The 25,927-nt window shown below is 74.9% G+C and carries 22 protein-coding genes and 1 tRNA gene; 17 read left to right on the top strand and 6 right to left on the bottom strand.

Going from position 1 to position 25,927, the window contains the following annotated elements:
• Window positions 1-160 precede the first annotated feature (160 nt).
• From AC0693_RS30005 to AC0693_RS29995, 3 genes are all read left to right on the top strand, one after another.
• Entirely contained in the window at window positions 161-511 is a 351-nt protein-coding gene (locus AC0693_RS30005) for a DUF805 domain-containing protein (RefSeq protein ID WP_469320691.1), read from the top strand.
• Between the two features lie 207 nt (window positions 512-718).
• On the top strand, window positions 719-2,938 hold the full coding sequence (locus tag AC0693_RS30000) for an NADP-dependent isocitrate dehydrogenase (protein ID WP_478803397.1): 2,220 nt from the start codon (window positions 719-721) through the stop codon (window positions 2,936-2,938).
• 152 nt (window positions 2,939-3,090) lie between these two features.
• A complete protein-coding gene (locus AC0693_RS29995; RefSeq protein WP_469338028.1) occupies window positions 3,091-3,639 on the top strand; it encodes a GNAT family N-acetyltransferase in 549 nt (182 codons plus the stop codon).
• 20 nt (window positions 3,640-3,659) lie between these two features.
• On the opposite strand, the gene AC0693_RS29990 is transcribed toward AC0693_RS29995, so the two are convergent.
• Window positions 3,660-4,205 carry a hypothetical protein gene (locus AC0693_RS29990; RefSeq protein WP_478803396.1) on the bottom strand — a complete coding sequence of 182 codons (546 nt, stop codon included), beginning with the start codon at window positions 4,203-4,205 and terminating at the stop codon, window positions 3,660-3,662.
• Between the two features lie 296 nt (window positions 4,206-4,501).
• Between AC0693_RS29990 and AC0693_RS29985 the strand changes: the two genes are divergently transcribed.
• Complete coding sequence (locus AC0693_RS29985; RefSeq protein WP_478803395.1) at window positions 4,502-6,184, top strand: glycoside hydrolase family 71 protein; 1,683 nt, start codon at window positions 4,502-4,504, stop codon at window positions 6,182-6,184.
• 190 nt (window positions 6,185-6,374) lie between these two features.
• Window positions 6,375-7,526, top strand: a complete 1,152-nt coding sequence (locus AC0693_RS29980; RefSeq protein WP_478803394.1) for an aminotransferase class V-fold PLP-dependent enzyme — start codon at window positions 6,375-6,377, stop codon at window positions 7,524-7,526.
• A gap of 57 nt (window positions 7,527-7,583) precedes the next feature.
• Here AC0693_RS29980 and cobF read toward each other — a convergent pair whose 3' ends face one another.
• Window positions 7,584-8,336, bottom strand: coding sequence for a precorrin-6A synthase (deacetylating) (gene cobF, locus AC0693_RS29975; protein ID WP_356405257.1), 753 nt, complete (start codon window positions 8,334-8,336; stop codon window positions 7,584-7,586).
• Window positions 8,337-8,424: 88 nt separating this feature from the next.
• Between cobF and AC0693_RS29970 the strand changes: the two genes are divergently transcribed.
• A complete protein-coding gene (locus tag AC0693_RS29970; protein ID WP_356405259.1) occupies window positions 8,425-8,820 on the top strand; it encodes a VOC family protein in 396 nt (131 codons plus the stop codon).
• On the opposite strand, the gene AC0693_RS29965 is transcribed toward AC0693_RS29970, so the two are convergent.
• On the bottom strand, window positions 8,797-9,288 hold the full coding sequence (locus AC0693_RS29965; RefSeq protein ID WP_478803393.1) for a DUF309 domain-containing protein: 492 nt from the start codon (window positions 9,286-9,288) through the stop codon (window positions 8,797-8,799). The genes AC0693_RS29970 and AC0693_RS29965 overlap by 24 nt on opposite strands.
• Window positions 9,289-9,395: 107 nt before the next feature.
• Here AC0693_RS29965 and AC0693_RS29960 point away from each other — a divergent pair.
• Window positions 9,396-9,469 (top strand) — tRNA-Pro (locus tag AC0693_RS29960).
• 237 nt (window positions 9,470-9,706) lie between these two features.
• Window positions 9,707-12,796, top strand: a complete 3,090-nt coding sequence (locus AC0693_RS29955; RefSeq protein WP_478803392.1) for an AfsR/SARP family transcriptional regulator — start codon at window positions 9,707-9,709, stop codon at window positions 12,794-12,796.
• 51 nt (window positions 12,797-12,847) lie between these two features.
• Here the strand turns inward: AC0693_RS29955 and AC0693_RS29950 are convergent, their stop codons facing one another.
• Window positions 12,848-13,030, bottom strand: a complete 183-nt coding sequence (locus AC0693_RS29950) for a hypothetical protein (RefSeq protein WP_469338042.1) — start codon at window positions 13,028-13,030, stop codon at window positions 12,848-12,850.
• Window positions 13,031-13,382: 352 nt separating this feature from the next.
• Between AC0693_RS29950 and AC0693_RS29945 the strand changes: the two genes are divergently transcribed.
• From AC0693_RS29945 to AC0693_RS29935, 3 genes are all read left to right on the top strand, one after another.
• Entirely contained in the window at window positions 13,383-14,702 is a 1,320-nt protein-coding gene (locus AC0693_RS29945; protein WP_478803391.1) for an AfsR/SARP family transcriptional regulator, read from the top strand.
• A 100-nt stretch (window positions 14,703-14,802) separates the two neighbouring features.
• Entirely contained in the window at window positions 14,803-15,762 is a 960-nt protein-coding gene (locus AC0693_RS29940) for a GNAT family N-acetyltransferase (protein ID WP_478803390.1), read from the top strand.
• A gap of 90 nt (window positions 15,763-15,852) precedes the next feature.
• Complete coding sequence (locus AC0693_RS29935) at window positions 15,853-16,800, top strand: hypothetical protein (RefSeq protein WP_478803389.1); 948 nt, start codon at window positions 15,853-15,855, stop codon at window positions 16,798-16,800.
• A 22-nt stretch (window positions 16,801-16,822) separates the two neighbouring features.
• On the opposite strand, the gene AC0693_RS29930 is transcribed toward AC0693_RS29935, so the two are convergent.
• The gene (locus AC0693_RS29930) at window positions 16,823-17,893 is read right to left on the bottom strand and encodes a hypothetical protein (protein WP_478803388.1); all 1,071 of its coding nucleotides are present in this window, start codon (window positions 17,891-17,893) and stop codon (window positions 16,823-16,825) included.
• Between the two features lie 201 nt (window positions 17,894-18,094).
• Here AC0693_RS29930 and AC0693_RS29925 point away from each other — a divergent pair, with 201 nt between their 5' ends.
• From AC0693_RS29925 to AC0693_RS29910, 4 genes are all read left to right on the top strand, one after another.
• Complete coding sequence (locus AC0693_RS29925) at window positions 18,095-18,280, top strand: hypothetical protein (RefSeq protein WP_478803387.1); 186 nt, start codon at window positions 18,095-18,097, stop codon at window positions 18,278-18,280.
• 77 nt (window positions 18,281-18,357) lie between these two features.
• Complete coding sequence (lanL, locus tag AC0693_RS29920; protein ID WP_478803386.1) at window positions 18,358-21,246, top strand: class IV lanthionine synthetase LanL; 2,889 nt, start codon at window positions 18,358-18,360, stop codon at window positions 21,244-21,246.
• Between the two features lie 74 nt (window positions 21,247-21,320).
• Complete coding sequence (locus AC0693_RS29915) at window positions 21,321-21,443, top strand: ALQxL family class IV lanthipeptide (protein ID WP_356416801.1); 123 nt, start codon at window positions 21,321-21,323, stop codon at window positions 21,441-21,443.
• A 196-nt stretch (window positions 21,444-21,639) separates the two neighbouring features.
• Window positions 21,640-22,332 carry an N-acetyltransferase gene (locus AC0693_RS29910; protein ID WP_478803503.1) on the top strand — a complete coding sequence of 231 codons (693 nt, stop codon included), beginning with the start codon at window positions 21,640-21,642 and terminating at the stop codon, window positions 22,330-22,332.
• A 49-nt stretch (window positions 22,333-22,381) separates the two neighbouring features.
• Here the strand turns inward: AC0693_RS29910 and AC0693_RS29905 are convergent, their stop codons facing one another.
• Window positions 22,382-23,956, bottom strand: a complete 1,575-nt coding sequence (locus AC0693_RS29905) for an alpha/beta hydrolase (RefSeq protein WP_478803385.1) — start codon at window positions 23,954-23,956, stop codon at window positions 22,382-22,384.
• Between the two features lie 434 nt (window positions 23,957-24,390).
• Here AC0693_RS29905 and AC0693_RS29900 point away from each other — a divergent pair, with 434 nt between their 5' ends.
• Window positions 24,391-24,741, top strand: a complete 351-nt coding sequence (locus AC0693_RS29900) for a hypothetical protein (RefSeq protein WP_469315552.1) — start codon at window positions 24,391-24,393, stop codon at window positions 24,739-24,741.
• Between the two features lie 111 nt (window positions 24,742-24,852).
• Window positions 24,853-25,905 carry an enoyl-CoA hydratase/isomerase family protein gene (locus tag AC0693_RS29895; RefSeq protein ID WP_478803384.1) on the top strand — a complete coding sequence of 351 codons (1,053 nt, stop codon included), beginning with the start codon at window positions 24,853-24,855 and terminating at the stop codon, window positions 25,903-25,905.
• Window positions 25,906-25,927 lie beyond the last annotated feature (22 nt).

Genomic DNA, 25,927 nt, shown 5'->3' with positions numbered 1-25,927 from the left:
AGTGCCGCCCGTAAACATGGTTTTTGGCCGGGGAACGCCTTGAAATAGGCTCTTAATACGTCTTGTGTGATGGCTTGACCGCAACGTAAAGGGGGCATAAGTTCTGCCCCGGCTTGCTCCACCAGGACGGGCCGCCAAAACCCGTCCTTTGGGGGGACACATGCACTGGTACACCGATGTGCTCAAGCGCTACGTCGACTTCTCCGGCCGCTCGCGCCGCCAGGAGTACTGGATGTTCGTCCTGTTCAACATGATCGCGCTGATCATCGTTGCGGTCGTCGACAACCTGCTGGGCACCTACCCGCTGCTCTACGGCATCTACGCGCTGGCCGTCCTGCTGCCGGGCCTCGGCGTCGCGGTCCGCCGTCTCCACGACACCGGCAAGTCCGGCTGGTGGATGCTCATCGCCCTGATCCCGCTCGTCGGCGGCATCTGGCTGCTCGTCCTCATGGCCAGCGAGGGCAACCCGCAGCCGAACCAGTACGGCCCGAACCCGAAGCTCGCTGTCTGAGGTTCCCCCGGCGCCACGCCGAGAGCGCCGTGTCCGACGTATCCCGTCGGGCGCGGCGCTCTCGCCGTTCCCGGCGCTCCCACCAGGGGTGACGCGTGTCTCGCCGACGCCGGAGCGGGGGGCTGTCGGAGCAGGCCCGATCACGAGATATCTTGATGTCGAGCAATGTTGCAGACGAGAGACGCAGACTGTGGAGCGGAGCATCCGGTGACTGACTCGACCATCATCTACACGCACACTGACGAGGCCCCGGCCCTGGCCACCCATTCGTTCCTGCCCGTGATCCAGGCGTACGCCTCGACCGCCGGCGTGCGCGTGGAGACGCGGGACATCTCGCTGGCCGGCCGGATCATCGCGAGCTTCCCCGAGCGTCTCCAGGAGGACCAGCGCATCGAGGACGCCCTCGCCGAGCTGGGCGAGCTGGCCAAGACCCCGGGCGCGAACATCATCAAGCTGCCCAACATCTCGGCCTCGATCCCGCAGCTCAAGGCCGCGGTCGCCGAGCTCCAGGGCCAGGGCTACGCGCTTCCGGACTACCCGGACGACCCGAAGACCGACGAGGAGCGCGAGACCCGCGCCCGCTACGACAAGATCAAGGGCAGCGCCGTCAACCCGGTCCTGCGCGAGGGCAACTCCGACCGCCGCGCCCCCGCCTCGGTCAAGAAGTACGCGCAGGCGCACCCGCACCGCATGGGTGCCTGGACCCCCGAGTCGAAGACCAACGTCGCCACCATGGGCGCCGACGACTTCCGCTCCACCGAGAAGTCCGCCGTCATCGCCGAGGCCGGCACCCTGCGCATCGAGTTCGTCGCCAAGGACGGCGCGACCACCGTCCTGCGCGAGTCCGTACCGGTGCTCGCCGGTGAGGTCGTGGACGCCTCCGTCATGCGCGTCGACGCGCTGCGCACCTTCCTCAACGGCCAGATCGAGCGTGCCAAGGCCGAGGGCGTGCTCTTCTCCGTGCACCTCAAGGCCACGATGATGAAGGTCTCCGACCCGATCGTCTTCGGCCACGTCGTCCGCGCCTTCTTCCCGAAGACCTTCGCGCGCTACGGCGAGACCCTCGCCGCCGCCGGCCTGTCCCCGAACGACGGCCTCGGCTCCATCCTGAACGGCCTGGGCGCGCTGCCCGACGCCGACGCGATCAAGGCCTCCTTCGACGCCGAGATCGCCGAGGGCCCGGCCCTCGCGATGGTCGACTCGGACAAGGGCATCACCAACCTGCACGTTCCGAGCGACGTCATCGTCGACGCCTCCATGCCGGCGATGATCCGCACCTCCGGCCACATGTGGGGCCCGGACGGCGCCGAGGCCGACACGCTCGCCGTCCTGCCGGACAGCAGCTACGCCGGTGTCTACCAGGTCGTCATCGACGACTGCCGCGCGCACGGCGCGTACGACCCGTCCACGATGGGCTCGGTGCCGAACGTCGGCCTCATGGCCCAGAAGGCCGAGGAGTACGGCAGCCACGACAAGACCTTCGAGATCGCCGCCGCGGGCACCGTCCGCCTCGTCGACGCCGAGGGCAACACGGTCCTGGAGCAGGAGGTCGCCGCCGGTGACATCTTCCGCGCCTGCCAGACCAAGGACCTGCCGATCCAGGACTGGGTCAAGCTCGCCGTCACCCGCGCCCGCGCCACCGGCTCCCCGGCCGTCTTCTGGCTGGACGAGACCCGCGCGCACGACGCGCAGCTGATCGCCAAGGTGAAGACCTACCTCGCCGACCACGACACCGACGGCCTGACCATCGAGATCCTGTCGCCGGAGAAGGCCACCGCCTACTCGCTGGAGCGCATCCGCCGCGGCGAGGACACCATCTCGGTGACCGGCAACGTGCTGCGCGACTACCTGACCGACCTCTTCCCGATCCTGGAGCTGGGCACCAGCGCCAAGATGCTGTCGGTCGTCCCGCTGATGAACGGCGGCGGCCTCTTCGAGACCGGCGCCGGTGGCTCCGCCCCCAAGCACGTGCAGCAGCTCGTCAAGGAGAACTACCTCCGCTGGGACAGCCTCGGCGAGTTCCTCGCGCTGGCCGTCTCCTTCGAGCACCTCGCGCAGACCACCGGCAACGCCCGCGCCCAGGTGCTGGCCGACACCCTGGACCGCGCCACCGGCACGTTCCTGGACGAGGACAAGTCCCCGAGCCGCCGCCTCGGCGGCATCGACAACCGCGGCAGCCACTTCTACCTCGCCCTGTACTGGGCGCAGGAGCTGGCCCGCCAGAGCGAGGACAGCGAGCTGGCGGCCGCCTTCGAGCCCCTCGCCAAGACCCTCGGCGAGCAGGAGTCGACGATCGTCGCCGAGCTGATCGCGGTCCAGGGCTCCCCGGCCGACATCGGCGGTTACTTCCACCCCGACGCGGCCAAGGCCACGGCGGTCATGCGTCCGTCCGCGACGCTCAACCAGGCGCTCTCGATCCTGGGCTGATCCACCCCGCGGCCGATGCGCCGGCGGCGCACGCCGCCGCACGCCATCGCACCGCGGCGTACCGCCCCGGCCGGGAACCCCCGGCCGGGGCGGTGGCGCGTCCGCCGGTAATCCTGTTGTGGTCCCTTCCCGCCAGCGACTAGTAATACCGCGTGATCAAAGGACATCTGGCCGGGCTGCGCGCCCGCCACCCCGACGACGTGGCCGTCCTGCACGCCGAGCTCTACGACGACGTACCCACCCGCGCCCGGGCCGATTCCCGGCCCTGGCGCCCCCTGTCCGCCACGGGCGGGCACTCCCCGTACGAACCCGCCGCGCCCTCGGAGGACGTCGACTTCTTCTCGGTGGTCGACCTCGGCTCCGGCGAACTCGCCGGCGAGGCCCTGCTCTGGGGCATCGACACCCACAACCGCTGCGCCCACCTCGGCCTGTCCCTGCGGCCCGGCAGCCGCGGCCGCGGGCTCGGACGGGAGGTGGTCCGGCTCCTGTGCCACCAGGGCTTCACCGTGCGCGGCCTGCACCGCCTCCAGCTGGAGACCCTCGCCGACAACACGGCGATGACCAGGGCCGCGGCCGCGTCCGGCTTCGTCCTGGAGGGCACCTTCCGCCGCTCGGCCTGGGTGTACGGAGCCTTCGCCGACGAGGTGGTCCTCGGCCTGCTGGCCGAGGACTGGACCGCCCCCGACCTCACGGCCGTCTGACCCGTTTCCGCCCAGCCGCGTCAGAGGCTGTGGATCCGCTCCTGCTCCAGTTCGAGCGGGTGGCGTCCGGCCGCCAGGATCCGCAGCCCCGGCGCGCGGGTGAGCAGGGTCCGCAGCCAGGTCACCGCCTCCGGAGTGAGCCGGTCGGAGCCGTCCAGGACGAGCAGCATGTCCCGCTCCGCGAGCCACGACGCGGCCTGCGCCGATCCGTGGGGCACGGACGCCCGGCCGGGTACGGAGCCCAGCAGGCCCACCAGCTCCCGGACCCCGCAGGCGCGGTCGAGGGTGACGACGGCCACCCCGTCGCAGAAGTTGGACGCGAGGCGGCGGCCCATCTCCCGCACCAGCAGGCTCCGCGGCGCGCCGAACCCTCCGGTCACCGTCAGCACCCGCCCCCGCCGGACGGTGGTGAGCAGCCGGGACAGCTCGGCGGAGGTCGCGGGAAGCGTCCCCGGGGAACCCGGCTCGCGGCCCGGCTCCCGCCCCTGCTCCGCCCGACCCGTGTCCCGCGCCGCTTCGCCGCCGGGCCCCCGGCGGTGTGCCTGATCCCCGTCCCCCATCGGCACGATGCCCCCCTCGCACGCGTGGCCACGCGCGGATCGAGGGTTGGATCGAGCCGCGTGCCGCCGATTATGCGCCAGTGGCGCTCCAGGGCCAGAGGAATTACGCATTCCGGTGGCGTCCCCGCGGAGCCGTCACCGGGGGACCCGCCCGGCCGCCCCTGCGTTCGGCGTAGACGCCGTGGTCCCCGTGACGTACGTGCCCGGCCCGGCCGTCCGGGGAACGGTTGTCCGGATGACGGGAATCCGCTCTACTGCTGTGCAGCCCGGTCCTCGGGCATATTCCGGCGGAGGGAACCAGGATGACGGCGCACCGCCGGAGACGGCCCTTATCCCACCGGCGCCGCGCGGGTCTGCGCGGCGGCCGGGCCCTGCTGGCCGCCCTCGCCGGGGCCTTCCTCCTCGTCGGCGTGTTCGCCGCGACCGGGGTAGCCGGGGACCCCTTCTCCGGCGGATCCCGCGGCACCCGTCCGGCGCCGGCCATCGGCACGCCCTGGTCCGCCCGGCCCGACCAGCGACCGCCCGCCGCCGACGCCTCCGGCAGCGGCGCCCCGGACACCGGCGCCGCCCCCTCCGCACCCGGCGGCGGGGGCGGGGCGGCCGACGGGGACGGCGCGGGGCAACGTCCCCCCGGCGCACTGCCGTTCGATCTGCCCGCCCCCGCCGCGCTGCGCTCCGGCAAGAAGCTGGTCTTCGCCCACTACTTCACCCCGTACCCGCTCTCCCTCGACAACGCGAGCGCGGACGGCGACTACTACACCCGCAACTACCTCACCCCGGCGGGGGAGAACGGCAAGCACGCGCGCTACGGCGGCCTGCTGCGCGACCGGCCGCTGCCCACGGCGCCCAAGAGCGGTGACTGGGAGGCCGCCAACCTCCGCGAAGAGGTGCGCACGGCCGTGGCCGCGGGCATCGACGGCTTCACCCTCGACCTCCTCTCCCTCTCCGGCCCCAACTGGGAGCGCGCCAACCGGCTGATGGAGGCGGCCCGTTCGGTCGACCCGGGCTTCAAGGTCATGCTGATGCCGGACATGACATCCCTGCGGACCGACGACCCGGCCGTGCTCGCGGACGCCCTCGCCGCGCTCGGCAGGGCCCCCGCCGCCCACCGGCTCGCCGACGGCCGGCTGGTCGTCTCGCCCTTCAAGGCGGAGCAGCAGAGCGCCGCGTGGTGGACCGGGGTGCTGGACCTGCTGAAGTCGAAGCACGGCATCCGGACCGCGTTCGTCCCGCTCTTCCTCGACGCCGGCGCCCACAGCGCGCAGTTCGCGCCGATCAGCTACGGGTTCTCCGAGTGGGGCAGCCGCAGTTACGTCGGCCAGGACGGCGCCGCCGGTGACATCCGGCGGGCGCACGACCTCGGCAAGATCTGGATGCAGCCGGTCTCGGTCCAGGACGCCCGCCCCAACCAGGGGATCTACGACGAGGCGGGCAACACCGCCACCCTGCGCTCCACGTGGACCCACGCCATCGACGACGGCGCCGACTGGGTGCAGCTGACCACCTGGAACGACTACTCGGAGGGCAGCCAGTTCGCCCCCTCCCTGCACAACGGCCATACCTACCTGGACATCTCCTCCTACTACCTCGCGCGGTTCAAGACGGGGGCCTGGCCCGAGATCGTCCGCGACACCCTCTACCTGACCTCCCGCACCCAGTTCGCGGCCGCCGACCCGACCGGCAGCCAGTCCCTGGTGATGTCCCTGCGCAAGGGCAGCGCGGCGCCCCGGGACGCGGTGGAGGTGCTGAGCTTCCTGACCGCGCCCGCCACCGTCCGTACCGCCACCGGCCCGGCGAAGGACGCGTACGAGGCCCCGGCCGGCGTCCACGCCCACCTGCTCGCCCTGCGCCCCGGCACCAGCTCGGCGCGGGTGGTCCGGGACGGGGGCTCGCAGACCGCGGTGGAACTGCCGTACCGGGTGGACGGCACGGTCGAGGTGCAGGACCTCCAGTACTACGGGGTCACCAGCGGCCGGACACCCTGAGCGCGCGCCGCGGCGGAACGGCGCGGGGAGCGTGCGCGGGGCGGCGGACGCTCGGAGCGTGCGCCCGGTGACGCGCCGTCCGCCGTGACGCAATTGGCCCTACCGGAGCACGCGGCCACCGCGCATGATCCGCAGGACAGCACCGCCGCTCCCGCGCGCCCGTCCGTCGCGCCGCACCCCCGGAGGCACCGTGACCGAGCCCACCACCCCGTCCGCCTTCCCCGGCGGGGCCGGACTCTTCCGCCTGGACCCGGACATCGCCCACCTCAACCACGGCTCGTTCGGCGCCGTGCCGATCCCCGTCCAGGACGCCCAGCAGGCCCTGCGCGAGGAGGCGCACGCCGACCCTGACGCCTTCTTCATCGAGGCCCCCGACCGGGTGGCCGCCGCCCGCGCCAGGATCGCCGCCCACCTCGACCCGGGCGCCGACCCGGACGGCATGGCCTTCGTCTCCAACGCCACCGAGGGCGCCAACCTGGCCCTGGCCGCCCTCGCGCTCGCCGACGGCGACGAGATCCTGGTCACCGACCACGGCTACGGCACCGTCGTGGAGGCCGCCGCCCGCCGCGCCCCGCTCACCCGGGTCGCCCTCGACCCGTCGCTGCCCGACGAGGACGCCGTGCGCGAAGCCGTCCTGGCCGGACTCACCCCGCGCACCAAGGCGGCGGTCCTGGACCACATCAGCTCGCCCACCGCGCGCGTCATCGCCTCGCCGCGGCTCCTCGCCGACCTCGCCGAGCGCGGGATCACCACCGTCGTCGACGGAGCGCACTCCCTCGGCATGCTCGCCGATCCGCTCGCCGGACGCGCCGACTTCTGGTTCGGCAACCTGCACAAGTGGGGCTACGCGCCCTCCGGCAGCGCGATCCTCGCCGTCGCCGATCCGGCACACCGGGCCCGGATCCGGCCCCTGGTGCCGTCCTGGGAGGACCACCGGGGCTTCCCGCGCTCGGTGGAGGGCCGGGCCACCGTCGACTACACCGGCTGGCTCGCCGCCCCGGAGGGCCTGGACCTGCTCGCCCGTCTCGACGCCGCCAAGGTACGGGCCCACAACAGCGCGCTGGCCGGCTACGGCGCCGCGCTGCTCGCCGAGGTGCCCGGCCTCGTCCCGCTGCCGTACACCGAGGGCCTCGCCCTGCGCTCCCTGCGCCTGCCGCCGGGGACCGCGGAGACCCAGGAGGGCGCCCGCGCGCTGCGCGAGGAGATCGCGGCGCGGCTGCGGATCCGGGTCCTGGTCTGGCCCTGGCCGGGCGGCGGCGGCATCCGGGTCTGCGGCCAGATCTACAACCGGCCCGAGGAGTACGAGCGCCTCGCGGCCGGACTCCCCGCGCTGCTGGGCTGACGGGGCGGGACGGGGCGGTGGGCGGGAAGCCCCGCCCACCCGCGTCCGTCCGGCCGGTCAGTTCCGGCGCAGCAGGTACGTGTCCATGATCCAGCCCTTGCGCGCCCGGGCCTCGGTGCGCAGTTCCTCGATCCGCCCGGCCACCTCGGCCAGCTTCCCGGAGACCAGGATCTCGTCCGGGGTGCCGACGTAGGCGCCCCAGTAGATGAAGAGGTCCTGGTCGAGGTGGCGGGTGAAGGCGTGCCGGGCGTCCAGCATCACCACCACGTCGTCCACGTCGGCGGGCCAGCCCTCGGCGAGCCGCCGGCCGGTGGTGATCTGCACGGGCCGGCCGACCCGGTTCAGGTTGGTGCGGTGCCGGGCCAGCAGCGCCGAGACGCTGCTGATGCCGGGGACCACCTCGTGCGCGAACTCCACCCGGCCCCGCTCCAGCACCTCGTCGAGGATGGCGAGGGTGGAGTCGTACAGGGAGGGGTCGCCCCACACCAGGAACGCGCCGGTCTCGCCCTCGGCCAGGTCCTCCGCGATGAACCGCTCGAACAGTTCGGCCCGCGCGCTGCGCCAGCCGTCGACGGTCGGCGCGTAATCGGCCGGGGTGCGGTCCCGGTCCGGGTCGCGGCCCTCCACGAGCCGGTGGTCCGGGCGGGCGTGGGCGTCGAGCATCGCGCGCCGCAGACCCGTCAGGTCCGCCTTCTCCTCGCCCTTCTCCAGGATGAGGAACGCGTGCGCGGCGCCGATCGCCTTCACCGCCTGGAGGGTGAGGTGGTCCGGGTCGCCCGCGCCTATACCGATCACTGAGAACTTCTTCACCGGGCCATTCTGCACGGCACGCCCCGGACCCGGCCCGGCGCCGCCCCCGCGCCCCGGACACCGCGCTCCCTACCGCACCATAGGGGTCATGTCCGCCTACATCGCCCTCACCGCACTGCTGGTCCACGACTACGACGAGGCCCTCGACTTCTACACCCGCGCCCTCGGCTTCGAGCCGGTCGAGGACACCGCCCGCCCGGACGGCTCCCGCTGGGTCGTCGTCCGTCCGCCCGGCGCCACCGAGAGCGCGCTCCTGCTGGCCCGGGCCAAGGACGGGGCCCAGCGCGCCCGCGTCGGCGACCAGACCGGCGGCCGCGTCGGGTTCTTCCTGTACACCGACGACTTCGCGCGGGACCACGCGCGGATGAGCGCCGAGGGCGTCCGCTTCCTGGAGGAGCCGCGGCACGAGCCGTACGGCTCCGTCGCCGTCTTCGAGGACCTCTACGGCAACCGCTGGGACCTACTCCAGCCCGCCGCCGCGTAGCCGGGGCGCCTCCCCCGCCGCGTCCACGGCCGGACCGCCGCCGGCCGCGACCCGGTGGGCCAGCTCACCGGCCCACCGGACCAGGCCCGGTACGTCGATGCCGTGCGCCCCCTCCATCTCCGCGAGGGAGGCCGCGCCCCGTCGCAACAGCCGCGCCCCGCCCACCGCGTTGCCGCGCGCGGCGTGGGTCAGCCCGACCGCCAGCTGCGCGAGGCCGCGCCACAGCGGCGCCTGCTCCGGCGGGCCCGACTTCCACGCGTCCTCGAACACCTCGTGCGCGTGGAACGGCATCCCCGCGTCCAGCAGCCGCTGCGCCTCGCGCACCGTCTCCGCCGGGGTCCGCACCACCCCCTCGGGCTGCCGCTCGACACCCGCCACCCCGTAGGGCAGGGGCCGCCCCAGCCCGTCCCGGGGCCGCGCACTGCGCGCCCGTCCTTCGCCGTCCCGGTCTCTCGCTTCCGCGTCCACGGGCCCATCCTGCCCCCGCCCGGTCACCGATGCGTACCCACCCCTCGCCGTGGGGTAATGTTGCCCATGCACCGCCGCCCGGGGGAAACCCCAGGTGACAGGGGCACCGGGACGTGGCGCAGCTTGGTAGCGCACTTGACTGGGGGTCAAGGGGTCGCAGGTTCAAATCCTGTCGTCCCGACTCGTGAGAGTCGTAGGTGAGGGGCCGTTTCAGAGAAATCTGGAACGGCCCCTTTCCCGTCTTCGGGAACGGATGCCTCCTACTGGTCGTCCTCTCGTAAGCAGGCTCTGCGACCATGCCTTCGTCCCGCTTCGCGGTGGGGCGGCCGGGCCGACATCGGTGGGACAGCCGGGGGGCACTCCACCGTGATCACCAGACCAGTGATCACAAGACCAGTGGGGAAGGAAAACGGGACTCATGGGGGAAGACGGCATCCGTTTCACCGTGCTCGGAGCCGTTCGGGTCGTCCGGGACGGCGCGGTCCTGACCACCGGATCGCCGCAGCAGCAGGCGCTGCTGGCGGCCCTGCTCCTGCGGGCGGGCCGCGCCACGCCCGCGCACGAGCTGCTCGCCTCCATCTGGGGCGAGGACGCGCCGGACTCCGCCCTGTCGAGCCTGCGCACCCACGCCTGGCGGCTGCGCCAGATCGTCGAGGAGGACCGCTCCGCGCCCAAGGTCCTCGTCTCGCTGCGCGACGGCTACCAGCTGCTGGTACCGCCCCCTTCGGTGGACGCGCTGTACGCCGAGGACCTCGCGGCGCGGGCCGCGCGGGCCCGGGCCGCCGGCCGGGAGGACGAGTGCGGGCGGCTGCTCGCCGAGGCGCTCGGCCTGTGGAGCGGCGAGCCGCTGGCGGGAGTACCGGGGCCCTTCGCCGAGCAGCAGCGCTCCCGGTTCACCGCGCTGCGCCTCGCGCTGGTCGAGGAGCGCTTCGAACACGACCTGCGGCAGCGGCGGCACGCGCTCGTCATCCCCGACCTCATCGGCTTCACCCACGAACACCCCCTCCAGGAACGGCCCTACGGCTTCCTGATGCGGGCGCTGTACGCGATGGGGCGCCAGGCCGACGCGCTCGCGGTGTTCGGCCGGGCCCGCCGGGTCCTGGCCGACGAACTGGGCATCGACCCCGGTCCCGAACTGACCGCGCTCCACGAGCGGATCCTCGCGAACGACCCGCTGCTCATGGGCCATCCGGCCGAGGAACGCGACCGGTCGGCGCACCCCGCCGCGCCCGAACCGGAACCCGAACCGGAACCGGCCGCCGGGGCGCCCAGGGAAGTGCCCGCGCCGACCAGGCCCGCCCAGCTGCCCGCCGACATTTCCGACTTCACCGGCCGCGAGGACCAGGTCCAGGACCTCTACCGGTCCCTGACGGACCCCGCGCGCCCGTCCCTCGCGGTAGTGTCCGTCACCGGCATGGGCGGCATCGGCAAGAGCACCCTCGCCCTGCAGGTCGCCCACCAGGCCAAACCGGACTTCCCCGGCGGCCAGCTCTACGCCGACCTGCGCGGCAACGGCATGGAGCCCGCCGACCCGGGAGCCGTCCTGGGCAGCTTCCTCACCGCGCTGGGCGTCCCCGGCCCCGGGCTGCCCGCCTCGACCGAGGACCGGTCCCTGCTCTTCCGTACGACCCTCGACGGCCGCCGCATCCTGGTCGTCCTGGACAACGCCCGCGACCCCGCGCAGATCAGGCCGTTGCTGCCGGGCTCCGCCGACTGCGCGGTGATCGTCACGAGCCGCGCCGTGCTCGCCGGGCTCTCCACCACCATCCAGCGGGACCTGGACGTCTTCGACACGGCCGAGGCGATCGCCCTGCTGCGGGCGATCGTCGGAGCGGCCCGCGTGGACGAGGAACCGGAAGCCTCCGCGGAGCTGGTCGCCCTGTGCGGCCACCTGCCGCTGGCCGTGCGCATCGTGGCGGCGCGGCTCGCGGCCCGGCCCCGCTGGCGGGTGGCCACCATGACCGGCCGGCTCGCCGACGAGCGGCTGCGCATCGGCGAGCTGCGGGCCGGGGACCTGGCCGTGGCGGCCGTCTTCGAACTCGGCTACCGCCAGCTGACCCGCCCGCAGGCGCGGGCGTTCCGGCTGCTCGCACCGGTGACCCGGCAGGGCATCGGGACGGCCGCCGCGGCGGCCGCGCTGGGCCTGGACGCGTACGACGCCGAGGAGCTGCTGGAGGCACTGGTCGACGCGGCGATGCTGGAGGCGCCGCGGCCCGGCCACTACCGCTACCACGACCTGGTCCGCTCCTTCGCGCTCCAGCTGGCGGGATCGGAGCAGCCGGGAGCGCAGGAGGCGGACGGCGACGACGGGGCCGCGGCCCTGGGGCGGCTCCTCGACTTCCTGCTGGACGGATCGTGCGCGGCGTTCCAGCTGATGGTGCCGGGCGACCCGGTCGCCGCGATCCTCGGCGCCACGCCCGCCTCGGGGCCGGGCTTCGCCACGCTCGCCGAGGCACGCGCGTGGGTGAGCGACGAATTCGACTGCGCGGCCAACGCGGCCGCCCTGGCCGCCCAGGGCTCCGCAGGCGGCGACCCGCGGACCCTGCGCACGGCCGGCGACCTGCTGGTCGCCCTCAGCCCCTTCGGTCAGGACATCCCGTACCTGCAACTGGCCACGGCGGCCCGGAAGGTGGCCGACGCCGCGGCGCTCCGCGGCGACGACCAGGCCGAGGCGCGGGCCCGGTTCGTGTGCGGCAACGCCGCCCTCCAGAACACCCTGCTGGCCGAGGCCGAACTGCACACCCGGCTGGCGACCGAGGCCTGCGGGCGGGCCGGGGACGAGGTCATCCTGCGGCAGATCCTCAACGACCGGGGACTGATCGCGCAGTGGCAGCGGCGCTTCACGGACGCGGTGGTCTTTTACGACCGCGCCCTGGAGCTGGCCCGGCGCCTGGGACACCGTTCGGGGGAGCTGACCACCGAACTCAACGCCGCCCAGGCCCGGTTGCGCAGCGGCCGCCCCGCCGACGCGGTGGAGGTGTGCGAGGCCGCGCTGGAGCGGCTGCGCACCGAGCGGGACCCGCACGTGACCTCGTACGCCTGGTACGTCCACGGCATGGCACTGAACGAGCTGGGGCGGCACGCGGACGCCGTGGTGAGTTACACCGCCTGCCTGGACCTGTGCGCCTCCGCCCGGCTGCGGGGCCGGGAGACCCAGGCGCGGTTCCGGCTCTCCGACAGCCTGCGGGGCCTGGGCCGGTACGACGAGGCGCTGGCGGAGGCCGAGCGGGCGCTGGCGCTGAGCGAGGAACTGAACTCCCAGCAGCAGCGCGCGCACTGTCTGCTCGCCCTGGCCCGCGCGCTGGCCGCGACCGGGAACGGCGCGGCGGCGCTCGTCCGGGCGCGCCAGGCCCGTGACGTGTTCGTCCTCCTCGGGCTGCCCGATGTGGACCAGGCCGAGGAACTGGCCCAGTCGCTGGGCGCGCAAGGACCGGCCCGGCCGGCGGGCGCGGACGATCCGTCCCGCTCGCCCGGCCGGCCCGTGAGCGCGAACGGCCCGACGGGCTGAAGGACGCCGGCTGCTCGGCGGGCGGGTCGGCGGCCCGCAGCCGGCCGTGGCTCAGCCCTGGCTGTTCCAGTCGGTCGGGTCCTTCGGGCCGCCGGTGGCGACGGTCACGGTGTGCTCGGACGCCGGAGCGTCGAGGTGGGAGGCGGCCACCGAGAACAGCGAGGCGGCGGCGCATCCGACGGTGACGACGATGGCGGCCTTGCGCAGGACCAGGGTCTTCAGGGAGTGCTTCATGGGGTGCCGTCCGCTTCGTGGTTCGATGCCTGCGTATGGGGGAGAGCCGGTGGGACCGTGATGGTTCCGGCCGCTCGAGAACAAGATTGATCCAGCCCGCTCTACGACGGATATATGCGGGATCACAGGCTCCCCGCCCGCCGTCGGCGCGCTCGAGGATCCTCCGTATATGCGCCCCGTGCACCATTCGGACCGTGCGGTGGTCGGCCACTGGGCCGGTGCTTCCCGCCGGACCCACCCGGTCCGTCCGGGCCCGCACCGCACGCCGGCTCCGGCCACCCCGACCACGCACCGTACTCCCACAGCTGCACCCGAACCGCCACACGATGGAACCGGGCCAGCGGAGGTTGCCATGACTGCCCTTCTGTCTCCTTCGACCGCGCACCCCTCCTCTGCCGCGCACCCGGCCGACCTCAGCTTCGAACTGCTGGGCGAGGTCCGGGGCTGGCGAGGCGGCGTCGAGCTGCCGCTCGGCGCACCCCGCCAACGGGCGCTGCTGGCCGTCCTGTTGCTGCGCGCCGGTTCGCCCGTCGGCCGCGACCACCTGATCGACGGCATCTGGGGCGACACCACCGTGCTGGACGGCGCCAACCTGGTGCAGGCGTACGTCTCCAAGCTGCGCAAGCTCTTCGAGCCGGACCGGACGCCGCGCACCGCGGGCGGAGTGCTCACCCGGGTCGGCGCCTCCTACCGGCTCTCCATCGGGCCCGGGCAGTGCGACCTCGGCCGGTTCGAGCGGTCGGTCGCCGACGCCCGGGCCCTGCGGGCGGCGGGACAACCCGAGGCGGCGGAGCGGATGCTGGCCGCCGCCCTGGCCGACTGGCCCGGCCCCGCGCTCACCGGAGTGAGCGGCCCCCTGCTCGACGTCGAACGCACCCGGCTCGCGGAGCTGCGGCTGGCGGTCGTCGAGGAGCACACCGAACTCGCGCTCGAACTGGGCGGCCACGCCAGGCTGGTGCCGCACCTGCTCGTCCTCACCGCCGAACACCCCTACCGGGAACGGCTGTGGGCCCTGCTCATGGTCGCGCTCTACCGCGGCAGCCGGCAGGCCGACGCACTGGCCGCCTTCCAGCGGGCCCGGCACACGCTGATGGAGAACCTGGGCCTGCTCCCGGGCCCGGAGCTGCGCGGCATCGAGGAAGCCATCCTCGCCCGCCGCCCCGATCCCTTCGCCCGCCTCGCCCCGGCCGATGCGGCCCGTACGGCGCCGGGCCACGACGGCTCCGACCGCGCCCCGGCCGCTCCGTACGGCGCTGCGCCGGAGCTCGGCGGCCGGCCCTACCAGGTGCTCTGGCAGTCCGCGGTCGCCGCCGAAGCCCAGGGCCGGGTCTTCGCCCTGCGCCGCATGCTGACCCAGGGCGGCATCCTGCTCGGGTACCTGCTGGCCGGACCGCTCGCCTCACAGGTCTTCGGCCCGCTGGTGGAGCCCGGCGGTCCGCTCGGCGCCACCCTCGGCCGCCTCTTCGGCACGACCCGCGACCGGGGCAGCGCGCTGCTCCTCTGCTGTACGGGCCTGCTCCTGGCCGTCACCGCCCTGGCCGGTCGCCACCACACCATCACCCCCTTGCCCGCACCGGCCGCGCAGGACCCGATTCCGGCCGAAGGGTCGCCACGGAGCGGGAGCCCGTCACCCGCCGAACGCGAGAACGCGGCCCGCCTACCCTCGGGTTGACCGACCGATCCACCGGCCGCCCGACCCGCACCGACCGGCCCCAGCCCGACCGGCCCCGCCCCGATCAGGCCGCGCCGCCCTCCACCGATCCGGAGTCACTGTGATCTTCCGCCCCGCCACCACGTCCGACCTCGACCGCATCCTCCCGCTCATCGTCACCGACGCGGCCGGCGGGATGACGGCCGACACGTACACGGCCCGCCTCGCCGCCGGGGAGTACCGCCCCGACTGGACCTGGCTCGCCGAAGACACCCCCGGGGGTCCGCCGCTCGCCCTCGCCGTCTGGTGGGGCGACCCCCACGAGGGCCTGCCCGGCGCCCTCGACGGCGTCTTCGTCGCCGCATCGGTCCGCTCAGCCGGCAAACGTACGGACCTGGTGGCCGCGTTGCTCGCCGCCGCGCACGCCGCCTACGCCCGGGCCGGTGCGAGCGCAGCGCCCGAATACCACCTCTCCCTTCCCGGCGACTGGCGCGAGCGGCCCGACACCGCCAAGGCCGTGGCCTGGCGCCGGGAGGCGGCCCGGCGCGCGGGGCTCCCGGTCGTCCTGGAGCGGCTGCGCTACGAGTGGACGCCGCGCACCCCGCTCCCCGAGCCCACCGGACGGCTGCTCTTCACCGCCGAACCCGACGACGAGGTCTTCGTCGACCTGTTCCGCCGGGTCCTGACGGACACGCTCGACACGGCTTCCCGCAAGGAGGCCGAGAGCATCGGCGCCGAAGCACAGGCCCGTGGGGACGTCGCCTTCTACCGCGACACCATGCCCGGGGACCGGTCCTGGTGGCGGGTCGCGCGGACCCCCGGCGGCGAGCCCGTCGGCTTCGGTCTCCCCTCCCGCAACAACGCCTTCCCCGTGGTCGGTTACCTGGGCGTGCTCCCCGGCCACCGGGGCCGCGGATACGCGCAGGAGATCCTCGCCGAGATCACCCGGATCCTGGTCGCCGAGACGGACCCGGAGAAGGTCCGCGCCGACACGGACCTGAGCAACACGCCGATGGCCGCGGCCTTCGAGCGCGTGGGCTACCGCAACGACGCCCGCCGCCTGGTGCTGTCCGCCCACTGAGCGGACGCCGAGATCGTGCGTCTATCCGGTGCATATCCTCCCTCGCTTCCATGGGGTGATGCAGCAGCCCGCGGAGAGGGACGACCGAAGATGAGCACCGAAGAACCGACCGCGGCCTCGACCGCCGCGTGGACCGAGGTCTCGACCGAAGCCGAGGCCCGGGCCGCGTTCCTGTCCCGGGCCGGCGGCCCGGCGCTCGGCGCGCGTGCGGTGCTGGAGCGGGCGGCTCGCCTGCTGCCCGGCGCGGTCGACGCCACCTCGGACGTCGAGACGGCGCTCACGGAACTGGCGGCCCGGGCCGCGAGACGCCCGGCGCCCGTGGATCCCGCGCCCGTGGAGCCCGTAGCCGCGACGCCCGTACCCGCGACGCCCGCGTCCTGGGGCCTCGAACTGGCCACGGGGGCGCTGCGCAGGGTTCCCGTCCCCGCGTCCGCCTCCCCGGTGGGCATCGCGGCGGGCCTCACCTGGGTCGGCGCCCTCGAAACGGGTCTCGCCCAGCACTGCGAGGCCCTCCTCGCCCGCTGCCTCGGCACGTCCGGAACCCGGGTGCCCCGACTGGACCTCGCGGGGGAGGGTCTCGCCGTCCCCGACGCGCTGCTATGGGCCCTGTACAGCGCGGGCGAGCCCGTCGCGCACGACCTGACCGGGCTGCTCTCCCTGCCCGCCTGCGCCGTCGCGCTCGCCCCGCGCACGGACGCTGCACCCTCGCCCGGGGGCCGTGCGCCGGGCGCGGGGGAGACGGACACGGCCATCGCCACGGGCGCGACCCTGGCCGAGGCGGCCCGTACCGCCGCGGAGCGCGCCCTGGCCCGCCGGCGTGCCCGCGCGAGCGGCCGTCCCGTCCCGCCCGCGGTCCCCGCCATAGGCCGGGAGCTGGAGTGCGACCCTCCCCGGCCCCTGCCCCGCGCCCAGTGGTCCCACCCGCTGGACGCCCTGCGCTCCCAGGGCCACGACCCGGTCGCGGTGTTGCTGGACCACGAGGCGCCGGTGAGCGAGGTGCTGCCGTACCTCGTGCGGATCGTCCTGTCGGCGAAGTGACCTCCGTTGCAGGGGACGGGCCTCAGCCGCAAGCGCCCCCGTCCGGTCCCGCGACGTCCGGTCCCGGCGCGTCCGGGGCCGCCAGCCCGGCGCGTTCGGCCAGCGCGCCGCCCTGGAAGCGGCTCTCGGCGCCCAGTTCCTCCAGGAGTTCCGCGATGTGGCGGCGGCAGGTGCGCAGGGACATGCCCATGCGGCGGGCGATCACCTCGTCCTTGGCGCCCTCGGCCAGCAGCCGCACCAGGGCTCGCCGCAGACTGTCGCCGACCTCCTTGTAGGCGGCGCCGCTGCTGCCGAGGAAGGGGTCCGCTGCGGACCAGTGCTGCTCGAAGACCCGGCACAGGTACGCCACCACGTCGGGGTCCCGTACGAGGACGGCTCCCTCGCCGGTGCCGCCGTCCGCGCGCCGTGGCAGGAAGGCCACGCGCCGGTCGAACACCACGGCCCGGTCCGGGAGTTCGGCCGCCGTGCGGTACTCGGCCCCGGCCGCGGTCAGGGTCTCGACGTACCCCTGCGTGGCCAGGTTGGAACGGGCCGAGTGCTGGTACAGCGTGCGCATCCGCACCCCCCGGCCGCGCATGGCCAGGTCGCGCTCGATGGCATCGCCCAGGCGGTGCGCCGGCCGGCCACCGCCCGGCTGGATGGTGAAGACCTCCTCCCGGCACCGCGCCGACTCCTCGGCGAGCAGGGCCGATACGGCGGCCAGGTCGGGCAGCGAGTCGATGCCCTCGCGGCGGCCCTGCTCCTCGCGGGCGGCCCGGTAGCGGGGCATCAGGGAGTGCAGGTCGTCCCGGACGGCCTGGGCGTGCGCCGAGGTCCGGGCCAGCCGCGCCTCCAGCGGGCCGACCGCTTCGGCCGCGGCGGCGTCGGGACTCACCGCCATCAGCTCCCCGGGGCGACCGGGGACCTCCCTGAGCAGCCGGAGCAGCAGCAGGGTCCGGCACGCCCGCTCGACCTCTTCGGCGCTCAATCCGACGTCAGGGGGTGGGCCGGGCCGGTCCCGCCGCAGACTTCCCCGGGCCAGGACGTGCTCGAAAACGGCGACGGCCGCCGCGTCCAGCCGTGGCAGTTCGGAGAAGTACGTCCCGGTATCCATGTATTTACCCCAGTGTGCGGCCCTGCTACTTCCGTGCCCTGCAGGGTATTGCCAGCTCACAGCGCTGGACCACGAGGGCGGCGCGTGAGGAGATTCGAGGTGTCGGCCACACAAACCCCTCCAGGCGGACACCGCATGGCGAATCCCCTCATCGGGGGCGTTCGCGCACCATGCCACCCCTCCCGACTCAGGAGTCGCACCATGCCCGCAGCCACCCGCTGTTTCCTCGCCCTGACGGTCCTGCTGGCGTGCGGAGTCTCCGCACTCGCCGCGACCGGCGGGTCCGGACCGGCCGGCGCGGCACAGGGCGACGCGGCGACGACCGTGCTCGCGGCCGTTCCCCTGGACACCAGCTGGGGCGACGACTACGTCGCCCCGCTGCACTGACGGCCTCCGGCGCGGCCCCGCCGCCCCGCACTCGCCCCCTCGCCGCCCGCCCGCCCCGCACCGAAAGGCCGAAGAACGTGCCCTCCCCGCCTGAGACCCCCTCCCGGTCCGGACACGGGCCCCGCGAGCGGGCCGAGCGTCCGGCGGACCTCGCGCTCCTGCCCGACCTGGTGCGGGCCGTCATCGCCCGCTCCGCGGAGCGCGAGGAACACGGGAACGGCCTGGCGGGAACCGGCGCCGAGGGCGACGGGGCGCACGGCTGGTCCGTGACACCGGGCGAGTTCTGGTGCCACGTGGTCCCGGACGGCGGCCGCGTCCGGCGCGCCCAGGGCTGGAAGCTCCACGTCTCGGCCACGCCGCTCGCCGCGCCGTTGGCGCTGGCCCGCGCCGCCGAGGTGCTCGTGGCCCGCCGCGCCGCCTTCAAGTTCGCCGCGACCCCGGCCCGGGTGGCGGCCCTGGTCTCGGGACGCTTCGAGCGGGGCGGCGGCGGCAAGTTCATCACCGTCTACCCCTCGGACGACGACCAGTTCCGGCAGCTCGCCGAGGAACTCCACCGCGCCACGCTGGGACTGCCCGGGCCCGCGGTGCTCTCCGACCGCCGCTACCTGCCGGACAGTCAGGTCTCCTACCGCTTCGGTGTGTTCGCGGGAGACCCGGAACTGACCGCCGACGGCTGCTTCGCCACCCTGCTGACCGACCCCGAGGGGCGCCGCGTCGCCGACGAGCGCAACGCCTGGTTCAGCCCGCCCGCCTGGGCGGACGACCCGTTCCCCGAGCGCGCTGCGGCCCCGGTCCGCAGCACCGCCACGGCCAAACCGGTCCTGCTGGGCGGCCGCTACCTGGTGCGCGGCGCGATCCAGCACTCCAACAAGGGCGGTGTGTTCCGCGCCGAGGACACCGAGACCGGCGCCCAGGTCGTCGTCAAGCAGGCCCGGCCCCACGTGGCCGCCGGCCTGGAGGGGCTGGACGTACGGGACCTGCTGCGCCGGGAGGCGACCCTGCTGGAGCGCATCGGCAAGGCCTTCCCGGAGCTGGTGCCCCGGCCGGCCGAGGTGTTCGAGCAGCAGGGCAGCGTGTTCCTGGCGGTGCGGGCCGTCCCCGGCGCCACCTTGCGCCGTACGGTCGCCGAGCGGCTGGTCCGCACCGGCGCCGCCTGCCCCGACGGCGCCACCGCCGACGCCCTGGTCCGCCGGCTCACCGAACTGGTCGGCGCCGCCCACCACCTGGGCGTCACCCTGCACGACTTCAACCCGAACAACGTCATGGTCACCCCGGACGGCCGGCTCCTGCTGATCGACCTGGAGATGGCGGCCCCGGAGGGCGAGCGCTGGATGCTCGGGTCCACCCCCGGCTACACCGCCCCGGAACTGCGGGCCGCCCCCCAGGTGGCCCCCGCGATGGGCCCCGCCGTCGACCTGTACGCCCTGGGCGCCACCGTCCTGCACGCGCTGAGCGGCGCCGACCCGCTGTTCGCCCGGGACCGGCCCGCGGCGGACGCCCGGCCGGACGAGGACCGCCTCGCCCCCCTCGTCACCCTGCTCGCCCGGGACGAGGAGCCGCTGCGCCGCTTCGCCCCGATGATCCTCGGGCTGATGCGGGACGAGCCCGCGGACCGCTGGACCCTGGAGGAGGTAAGGCGGTTCCTCGACGGGGACCGGCCCGCCCCGCGCACGGCCACCCCGGCCACCGGGCGGCCCACCGCGAGCGGACCGGACCGCGCCGCCGACGTCCGCGCCCGCCTGGTGCGCGACGGCGTCGCGCACCTCCTGGACACGATGGGGGCGCAGGACGCCGAGCGGCTCTGGCCCTCCGACACCTTCGGCCGGACCTGCGACCCGGTGGCCGTCCAGCACGGCTCGGCGGGCGGGGTGGCCGTCCTCGCACGGGCCCTGGCCACCTGGGACGACCACCAGGGCGAGGCACCGGACGGCCCGGGAACGCCCACCCGGGAGACCCTGCGCGAGGGGCTGCGCACCGCCGCGCTGTGGACGGCGGACCGGCAGGAGGCCCTGCCCTGGACCCTGCCCGGCCTGCACTTCGGCCGCTCCGGCACCGCCTGGGCGCTGCTCGACGCCGCCGGGGCGCTGGACGACCCCGCCCTGGCGGGGCGGGCCACCGCGCTCGCGCTGACGCTGCCCGTGCAGTGGCCCAACCCCGACGTCACGCACGGCGCCGCCGGATCCGGCCTCGCCCAGCTGCACTTCTGGCGCACCACCGGCGATCCGCGCTTCCTGGAACGGGCCGTCCAGGTCGCCGAGGGGCTGCTCACGGCCGCCCGGCACACCCCCGAGGGGGTCTTCTGGCCGGTGCCCGAGGACTTCGACTCCGGGCTGGCGGGGGCCTGGCACTACGGCTTCGCCCACGGCGTCGCCGGAGTCGGCACCTTCCTGCTGCTCGCCGCCGGAGCCACCGGCGAGAAGCGCTACCTGAAGGCGGCCGTCGAGGCGGGCACCACCCTGGCCACCGCCGCCCGCCGCGGCCCGGCGGGCACGCTGTGGCCCGTCGACCGGGCCCGGCACCTGGCGGACTCGCCCGACCTCGCCCGGCACTGGTGCAACGGCTCCTCCGGGGCCGGCACCTTCCTGGTCCGCCTGTGGGCCGCGACCGGCGGGACCGACGACGTCACCCGCGCGCTCGTGGAGGGCGCGGCCCTCGCGGTGCGGGCCGGACGCTCCGGCGACTCGCCCGCCGCGTGCCACGGGCTGGCGGGCAACGCGGAGTTCCTGCTCGACGCCGCCGAGCTGACGGGCGACGGCGGCCACCGGGCGGCCGCGGAGCTGCTGGTCGAGCACATGGCGGCGCAGGCGGTCCTGCGGAACGGCCGGCTGCTGGTGCCGGACGACGACCGCAAGGGCGTGCTCGCCGAGTACGCCACCGGCCTGGCGGGGAGCCTCTCGCTCCTGCTGCGGATGCGCTCCGGCGGCCCGCGCGCCTGGCTGCCCGAGGACGCGGGCGCCCACCCCTGAACTTCCGGTGGCCGCCGGCCACCGGTAGCCGGTCCGTACGGACCGGTACACCTCCCCAACAGAAGGAGTCCATCATGATGGAGTTCGACATCGACGCCCTGCAGGTCCTCCCCGCCGACCTGGCCACCGAGAACCCGGGCGAGGAGCACGCCGCCGCGCTCATCACCGCCTGCCGCATCCACTTCAGCGGCTGCTGAAGTCCGTAACGGCTGAACGGCGGGCGGAGCCCGTGCACAAGGAGGGGACCAGCCCGGGGGGCTGGTCCCCTCCTCGGGTCCAAAACCGCTGGCCGGCGGGGTGGCCGCTGTGGCAACGTGCTGCGGCGTGAACCATGACGACCTGTCCATCAGCACCCTGGCCGAGCGCCCCGAACTGACCGGGCGCCTCTACGAGATGGCGGACCTCTGGCCGGCCTTCATCCCGCACGAGCCGGTCGCTGGAGCCCTCCTCGGCCGGGTGCCGCACGCGTTCCCGCAGTACTGCGTCGTGGCCACCGACGGCGACCGCGTCGTGGCCCGCGGCTTCGCCGTGCCCTTCGACGCGGCGTCGGACGGCCGCGAGGAGATGCCGGACCAGGGCTGGGACCGGGTGCTGGGCTGGGCGCTGCGGGACCGGCGCTCCGGGGCCGCGGTGACCGCCGCCAGCGCGCTGGAGATCACCGTGGACCGGGAGTACCTCGGCCGCGGCCTCTCGTACCGGATGCTCGCCGCCCTGCGCGGCGCCGCCGCGGCGCGGGGCCATCGCGACCTCCTCGCCCCGGTCCGCCCCACGGCCAAACACCTGCGCCCGCACCTGCCGATGGCCGAGTACGTCCGCCTGCTGCGCGAGGACGGCCTGCCCGCCGACCCGTGGCTGCGCGTCCACGTGAGGGCGGGCGGCGCCATCGAGCGGATCGCCCCCGCGTCGATGACGGTCAGCGGCTCCCTCGACCAGTGGCGCGAGTGGACCGGCCTGCCCCTGGACCGGGACGGCGCGGTGGAGGTGCCCGGCGCCCTGGTCCCGCTGCACTGCGACGCCTCCCACGGCTACGCGGTCTACGTCGAGCCCAACGTGTGGATCCGGCACCCCCTGACCCCCGCCGCGTGACGGGTTCCGCGCCCTCCCTGTCCGAAGCGGTCCGAAGCAGTCACAAGCGTCAGAAGCGGTCCGGGGTGGCCGGAGCGGGGAGCGGAGCGGCCCGCCGCGCGTCCGGAGCGGACGCGGTGGCCCGGCAGCTGACGTCGCGCGCCGGCAGCCGGCCCGTCGCCAGGTAGCCGGTCACGGTCGCGGTCACGCACGAGCCGGGATCGGCCAGGTACACCACGTGGCCCTCCCCGCCCAGTGCCAGCACCATCCGGGAGCCCCGCACTGCCCGGTGTAGGCCCTGTCCGCTGGACAGGGGCGTCTGCGGATCCCATTCGTTCTGCACGGTCAGCACGTTCGCCGGGGTCCGCATCTGCGTCGCCGGCTCCAGCGGCCGCTGCCAGAAGGCGCACGGCTTGATGTTCGCCGCGAAGTCCCCGTACAGCGGGTAGGCGGCCTTGTCCCGGACCGCGTCGAGCCGGTACCGCTCGGGATCGCGGGGCCAGTCGTCCGCGTCCCCGCACACCACCGACCAGAAGACGGCCAGGCTGTTGTCGGCGGCCGGTTCGCCGGACGCGGCGCGCGCCGCGCCGAGCGCCGTCCGCAGGGACGGGACGGACGCGGGCGGGGGCGTGCCGTCGGCCGCCGCCCTGACCGCCGCGACGAACGGCGCTGCCCGGGCGGGGGAGAAGAACAGCGGGCGCAGCTCGCGGACCGAGTCGCCCGTCAGCTTCTCGCCCTGGAACTCGACGGGTTCGCGGTCGGCCCGGGCCACCAGGGCCCAGAACGCGGCCGACACCGCGTCCGGCGTGGCGCCGAGGTGGTAGTCGGCGTCGCGTTCCGCGGTCCACCGGGTCCAGCGGGCGAAGGCGGGTTCCGCCTCGGTCGCCCACGACCGCAGCGCGCCGCGCCACACGTGCCGCGGGTCCACGCCGCTGTCCAGGACCACGCGGTCGGTGCGGGCCGGGAACAACTGCGTGTACACCGCGCCGAGATAGGTCCCGTACGAGTAGCCGAGGTAGGAGATCCGCCGCTCGTCCAGGGCCGTGCGGATCGCGTCCATGTCGCGGGCGGTGTTGCGGGTGGTGACGTACGGGAGGACCGCCCCCGCCTTCTCCCGGCACTTGTCGGCCACCGTGCGGGCCCACACCACGTCGGAGGCGAACGTTTCGGCGTGGTAGGGCCGGTTGACCGTCTGCTCGGCAGCGCTCAGCCCGCAGCTGACGGGGCTGCTCGCGCCCACGCCGCGCGGATCGAAGCCGATGAGGTCGTACTGGTCCCGCAGCTGCGGCGGCAGCACGTCGGCGGCCTGCAGCGGCAGGTCGAGTCCGGGATCGCCCGGTCCGCCCGGGTTGAGCAGGAGCACGCCGTGCCGCGCGGCCGGATTCCCGCTCCTGATCCGGGAGACGGCGAGGTCGAGCAGCGGGCCCCTGGGGCGCTGGTAGTCCAGCGGAACCCGGATCGTCGCGCACTCGTACGCCGCCGGGCGGTCGGCGGCGCAACGGTGCCACGCGGGCCGCTCGGGGCGGTAGTCGGAACCCGGTGCGGCCGGGGGCGCGGCGGTGGCCCCGGTCGCGGAGAGCAGCGGGACGGCGGTGGCGAGGAGTCCGGCGGCGGCGAGCAGGGGCGCGAAGCGTTTCGTGCGCACGGGGAGCCGTTCCTTTCGGCGGGAGCGGTCGACGTGTCCGAGCGGCCGGAACGACCGGGCGGACGGGACCGGAAGGGGCGGGTGACGGGACCGGGAGGACCTGACCGGCCGGTCCCCTTCACCCTGGTGCACGCACCGGGCGGGCGGATCATCCGGAAGGGCCGGACCGTCTCCGCCGTGCGGATGAGCATCCCCGCGGCCAACTCATCCTCGTACCCCGCCGATTGGCCTCCCGGGGCGCGCTGGTGGCCGTACGCCCGCTCGGCCGAGGTACCAGCTGACGCACCGTGAGGCGAGGTGCCACCCGCCGCGGGGCGCCGGTTTCACTCGTCCCGGTGGAAGGCGGGCCGGTCGGCCCAGGGAGAACCGATTCGCTTGCGGAGCGTCGGCATAGCGTCCCTTCCGCCCCCCTCGCCGATCTTGAGGAGACCTTCGTGAAGCTTCGCAGTGCCGTCACCGCGGGCCTGGCCGGGCTGGTGCTCGCCCTCGCCGTCCCCGGCTCCGCCTTCGCCGCGACCGGCGACTTCAGCTACACCTTCACCGACGAGAAGGACCAGGTGCTGACCGTCACCCTGCACGACCCGCGCAGCGAGGAGTGCGTCAACCTGCCCCGCGTCGGCAGCGACTGGTCCAGCCCGGGCCACACGCCCCACAACGCCACCGACGAGCGGGTGACGGTCTACGAGGGAGCGGACTGCGCGGGCCCGGAATGGACCCTGCGCGCCCACGGCAAGCCCGCCACCGAGCACCTCAAGGTGCGCTCGGTGTACTTCCACGGGCACTGACGCGAACCCCGGCCCGGGCCCACCGCGTCGGCGGCGGGCCCGGTCGACCACAATGGCGGTGGCGGCGGCGCCGTCCGCCGCCCGTTCGGACCATGCCGGGAAGGAACACCCATGAGCGACGAGGCCGACACGGTCCTGGTGACCACCGAGGGCCGCACCGGCCGGATCACCCTCAACCGCCCCGGGGCCCTCAACTCCCTCACCCGCCCCATGGTGCTGCGCATCGCCGAGGCGCTCACCGCCTGGGAGCACGACCCGGACATCGCCCAGGTCCTCCTCGCCGGCGCCGGGGAGCGGGGGCTGTGCGCGGGCGGCGACATCCGGGCGATCCACGCGGACGCCCGCGCGGGCGGCACGGCCTCGGCGGACTTCTGGCGCGACGAGTACCGGCTGAACGCGCGGATCGCCCGCTACCCCAAGCCGTACGTCGCCCTGATGGACGGCATCGTCATGGGCGGCGGCGTCGGGGTCTCCGCGCACGGCAGCGTCCGGATCGTCACCGAGCGCTCGCGCGTGGCCATGCCCGAGACCGGCATCGGCTTCGTCCCGGACGTGGGCGGCACCCACCTGCTGGCCCGGGCCCCCGGCGAACTGGGCACCCACCTCGCGCTCACCGGCGCGGCGGTCGGCGCCGCCGACGCGCTGCTGTGCGGGCTCGCCGACCACTTCGTCCCCGCGGACCGGCTGGCGGACCTGGCCGCCGACCTGGCCACCGCGCCCGTGAGCGACGTACTGCCCCGGTACGCCGGAGGCGCCCCGGAGGGCGAACTGGCCGGGCAGCGCGAGTGGATCGACCACTGCTACGCCGCCGACACGGCCGAGGCGATCGTCGAGCGGCTCTCCCGGCACGGCGACCAGGCGGCCAAGCAGAGCGCCGAAACGATCCTGTCCAAGTCCCCGACCGCGGTCAAGGTCACCCTGGCGGCCGTCCGCCGGGCCAGCGCCCTCGGCTCGCTGGAGCGGGTGCTGGCCCAGGAGTTCCGCGTCTCCTGCGCCGCACTGTCCTGGCCCGACCTGGTGGAGGGCATCCGGGCCCAGGTCATCGACAAGGACCGCACCCCCCGCTGGTTCCCGGCCGACCTCGCCGGGGTCTCCGGGGCGGACGTGGAGCGGTCCTTCGCCCCGCTGGGCCCGGAGCGCGAACTGCGCCTCGACGGCCGCTGACCCGCTGGCCCGTCGGCCCGTC

The sequence above is a fragment of the Streptomyces sp. NPDC043876 genome, from assembly GCF_056435825.1.
Note: the sequence above shows the minus strand (reverse complement) of the source record. Positions and strands in the feature narration are given on the sequence as shown.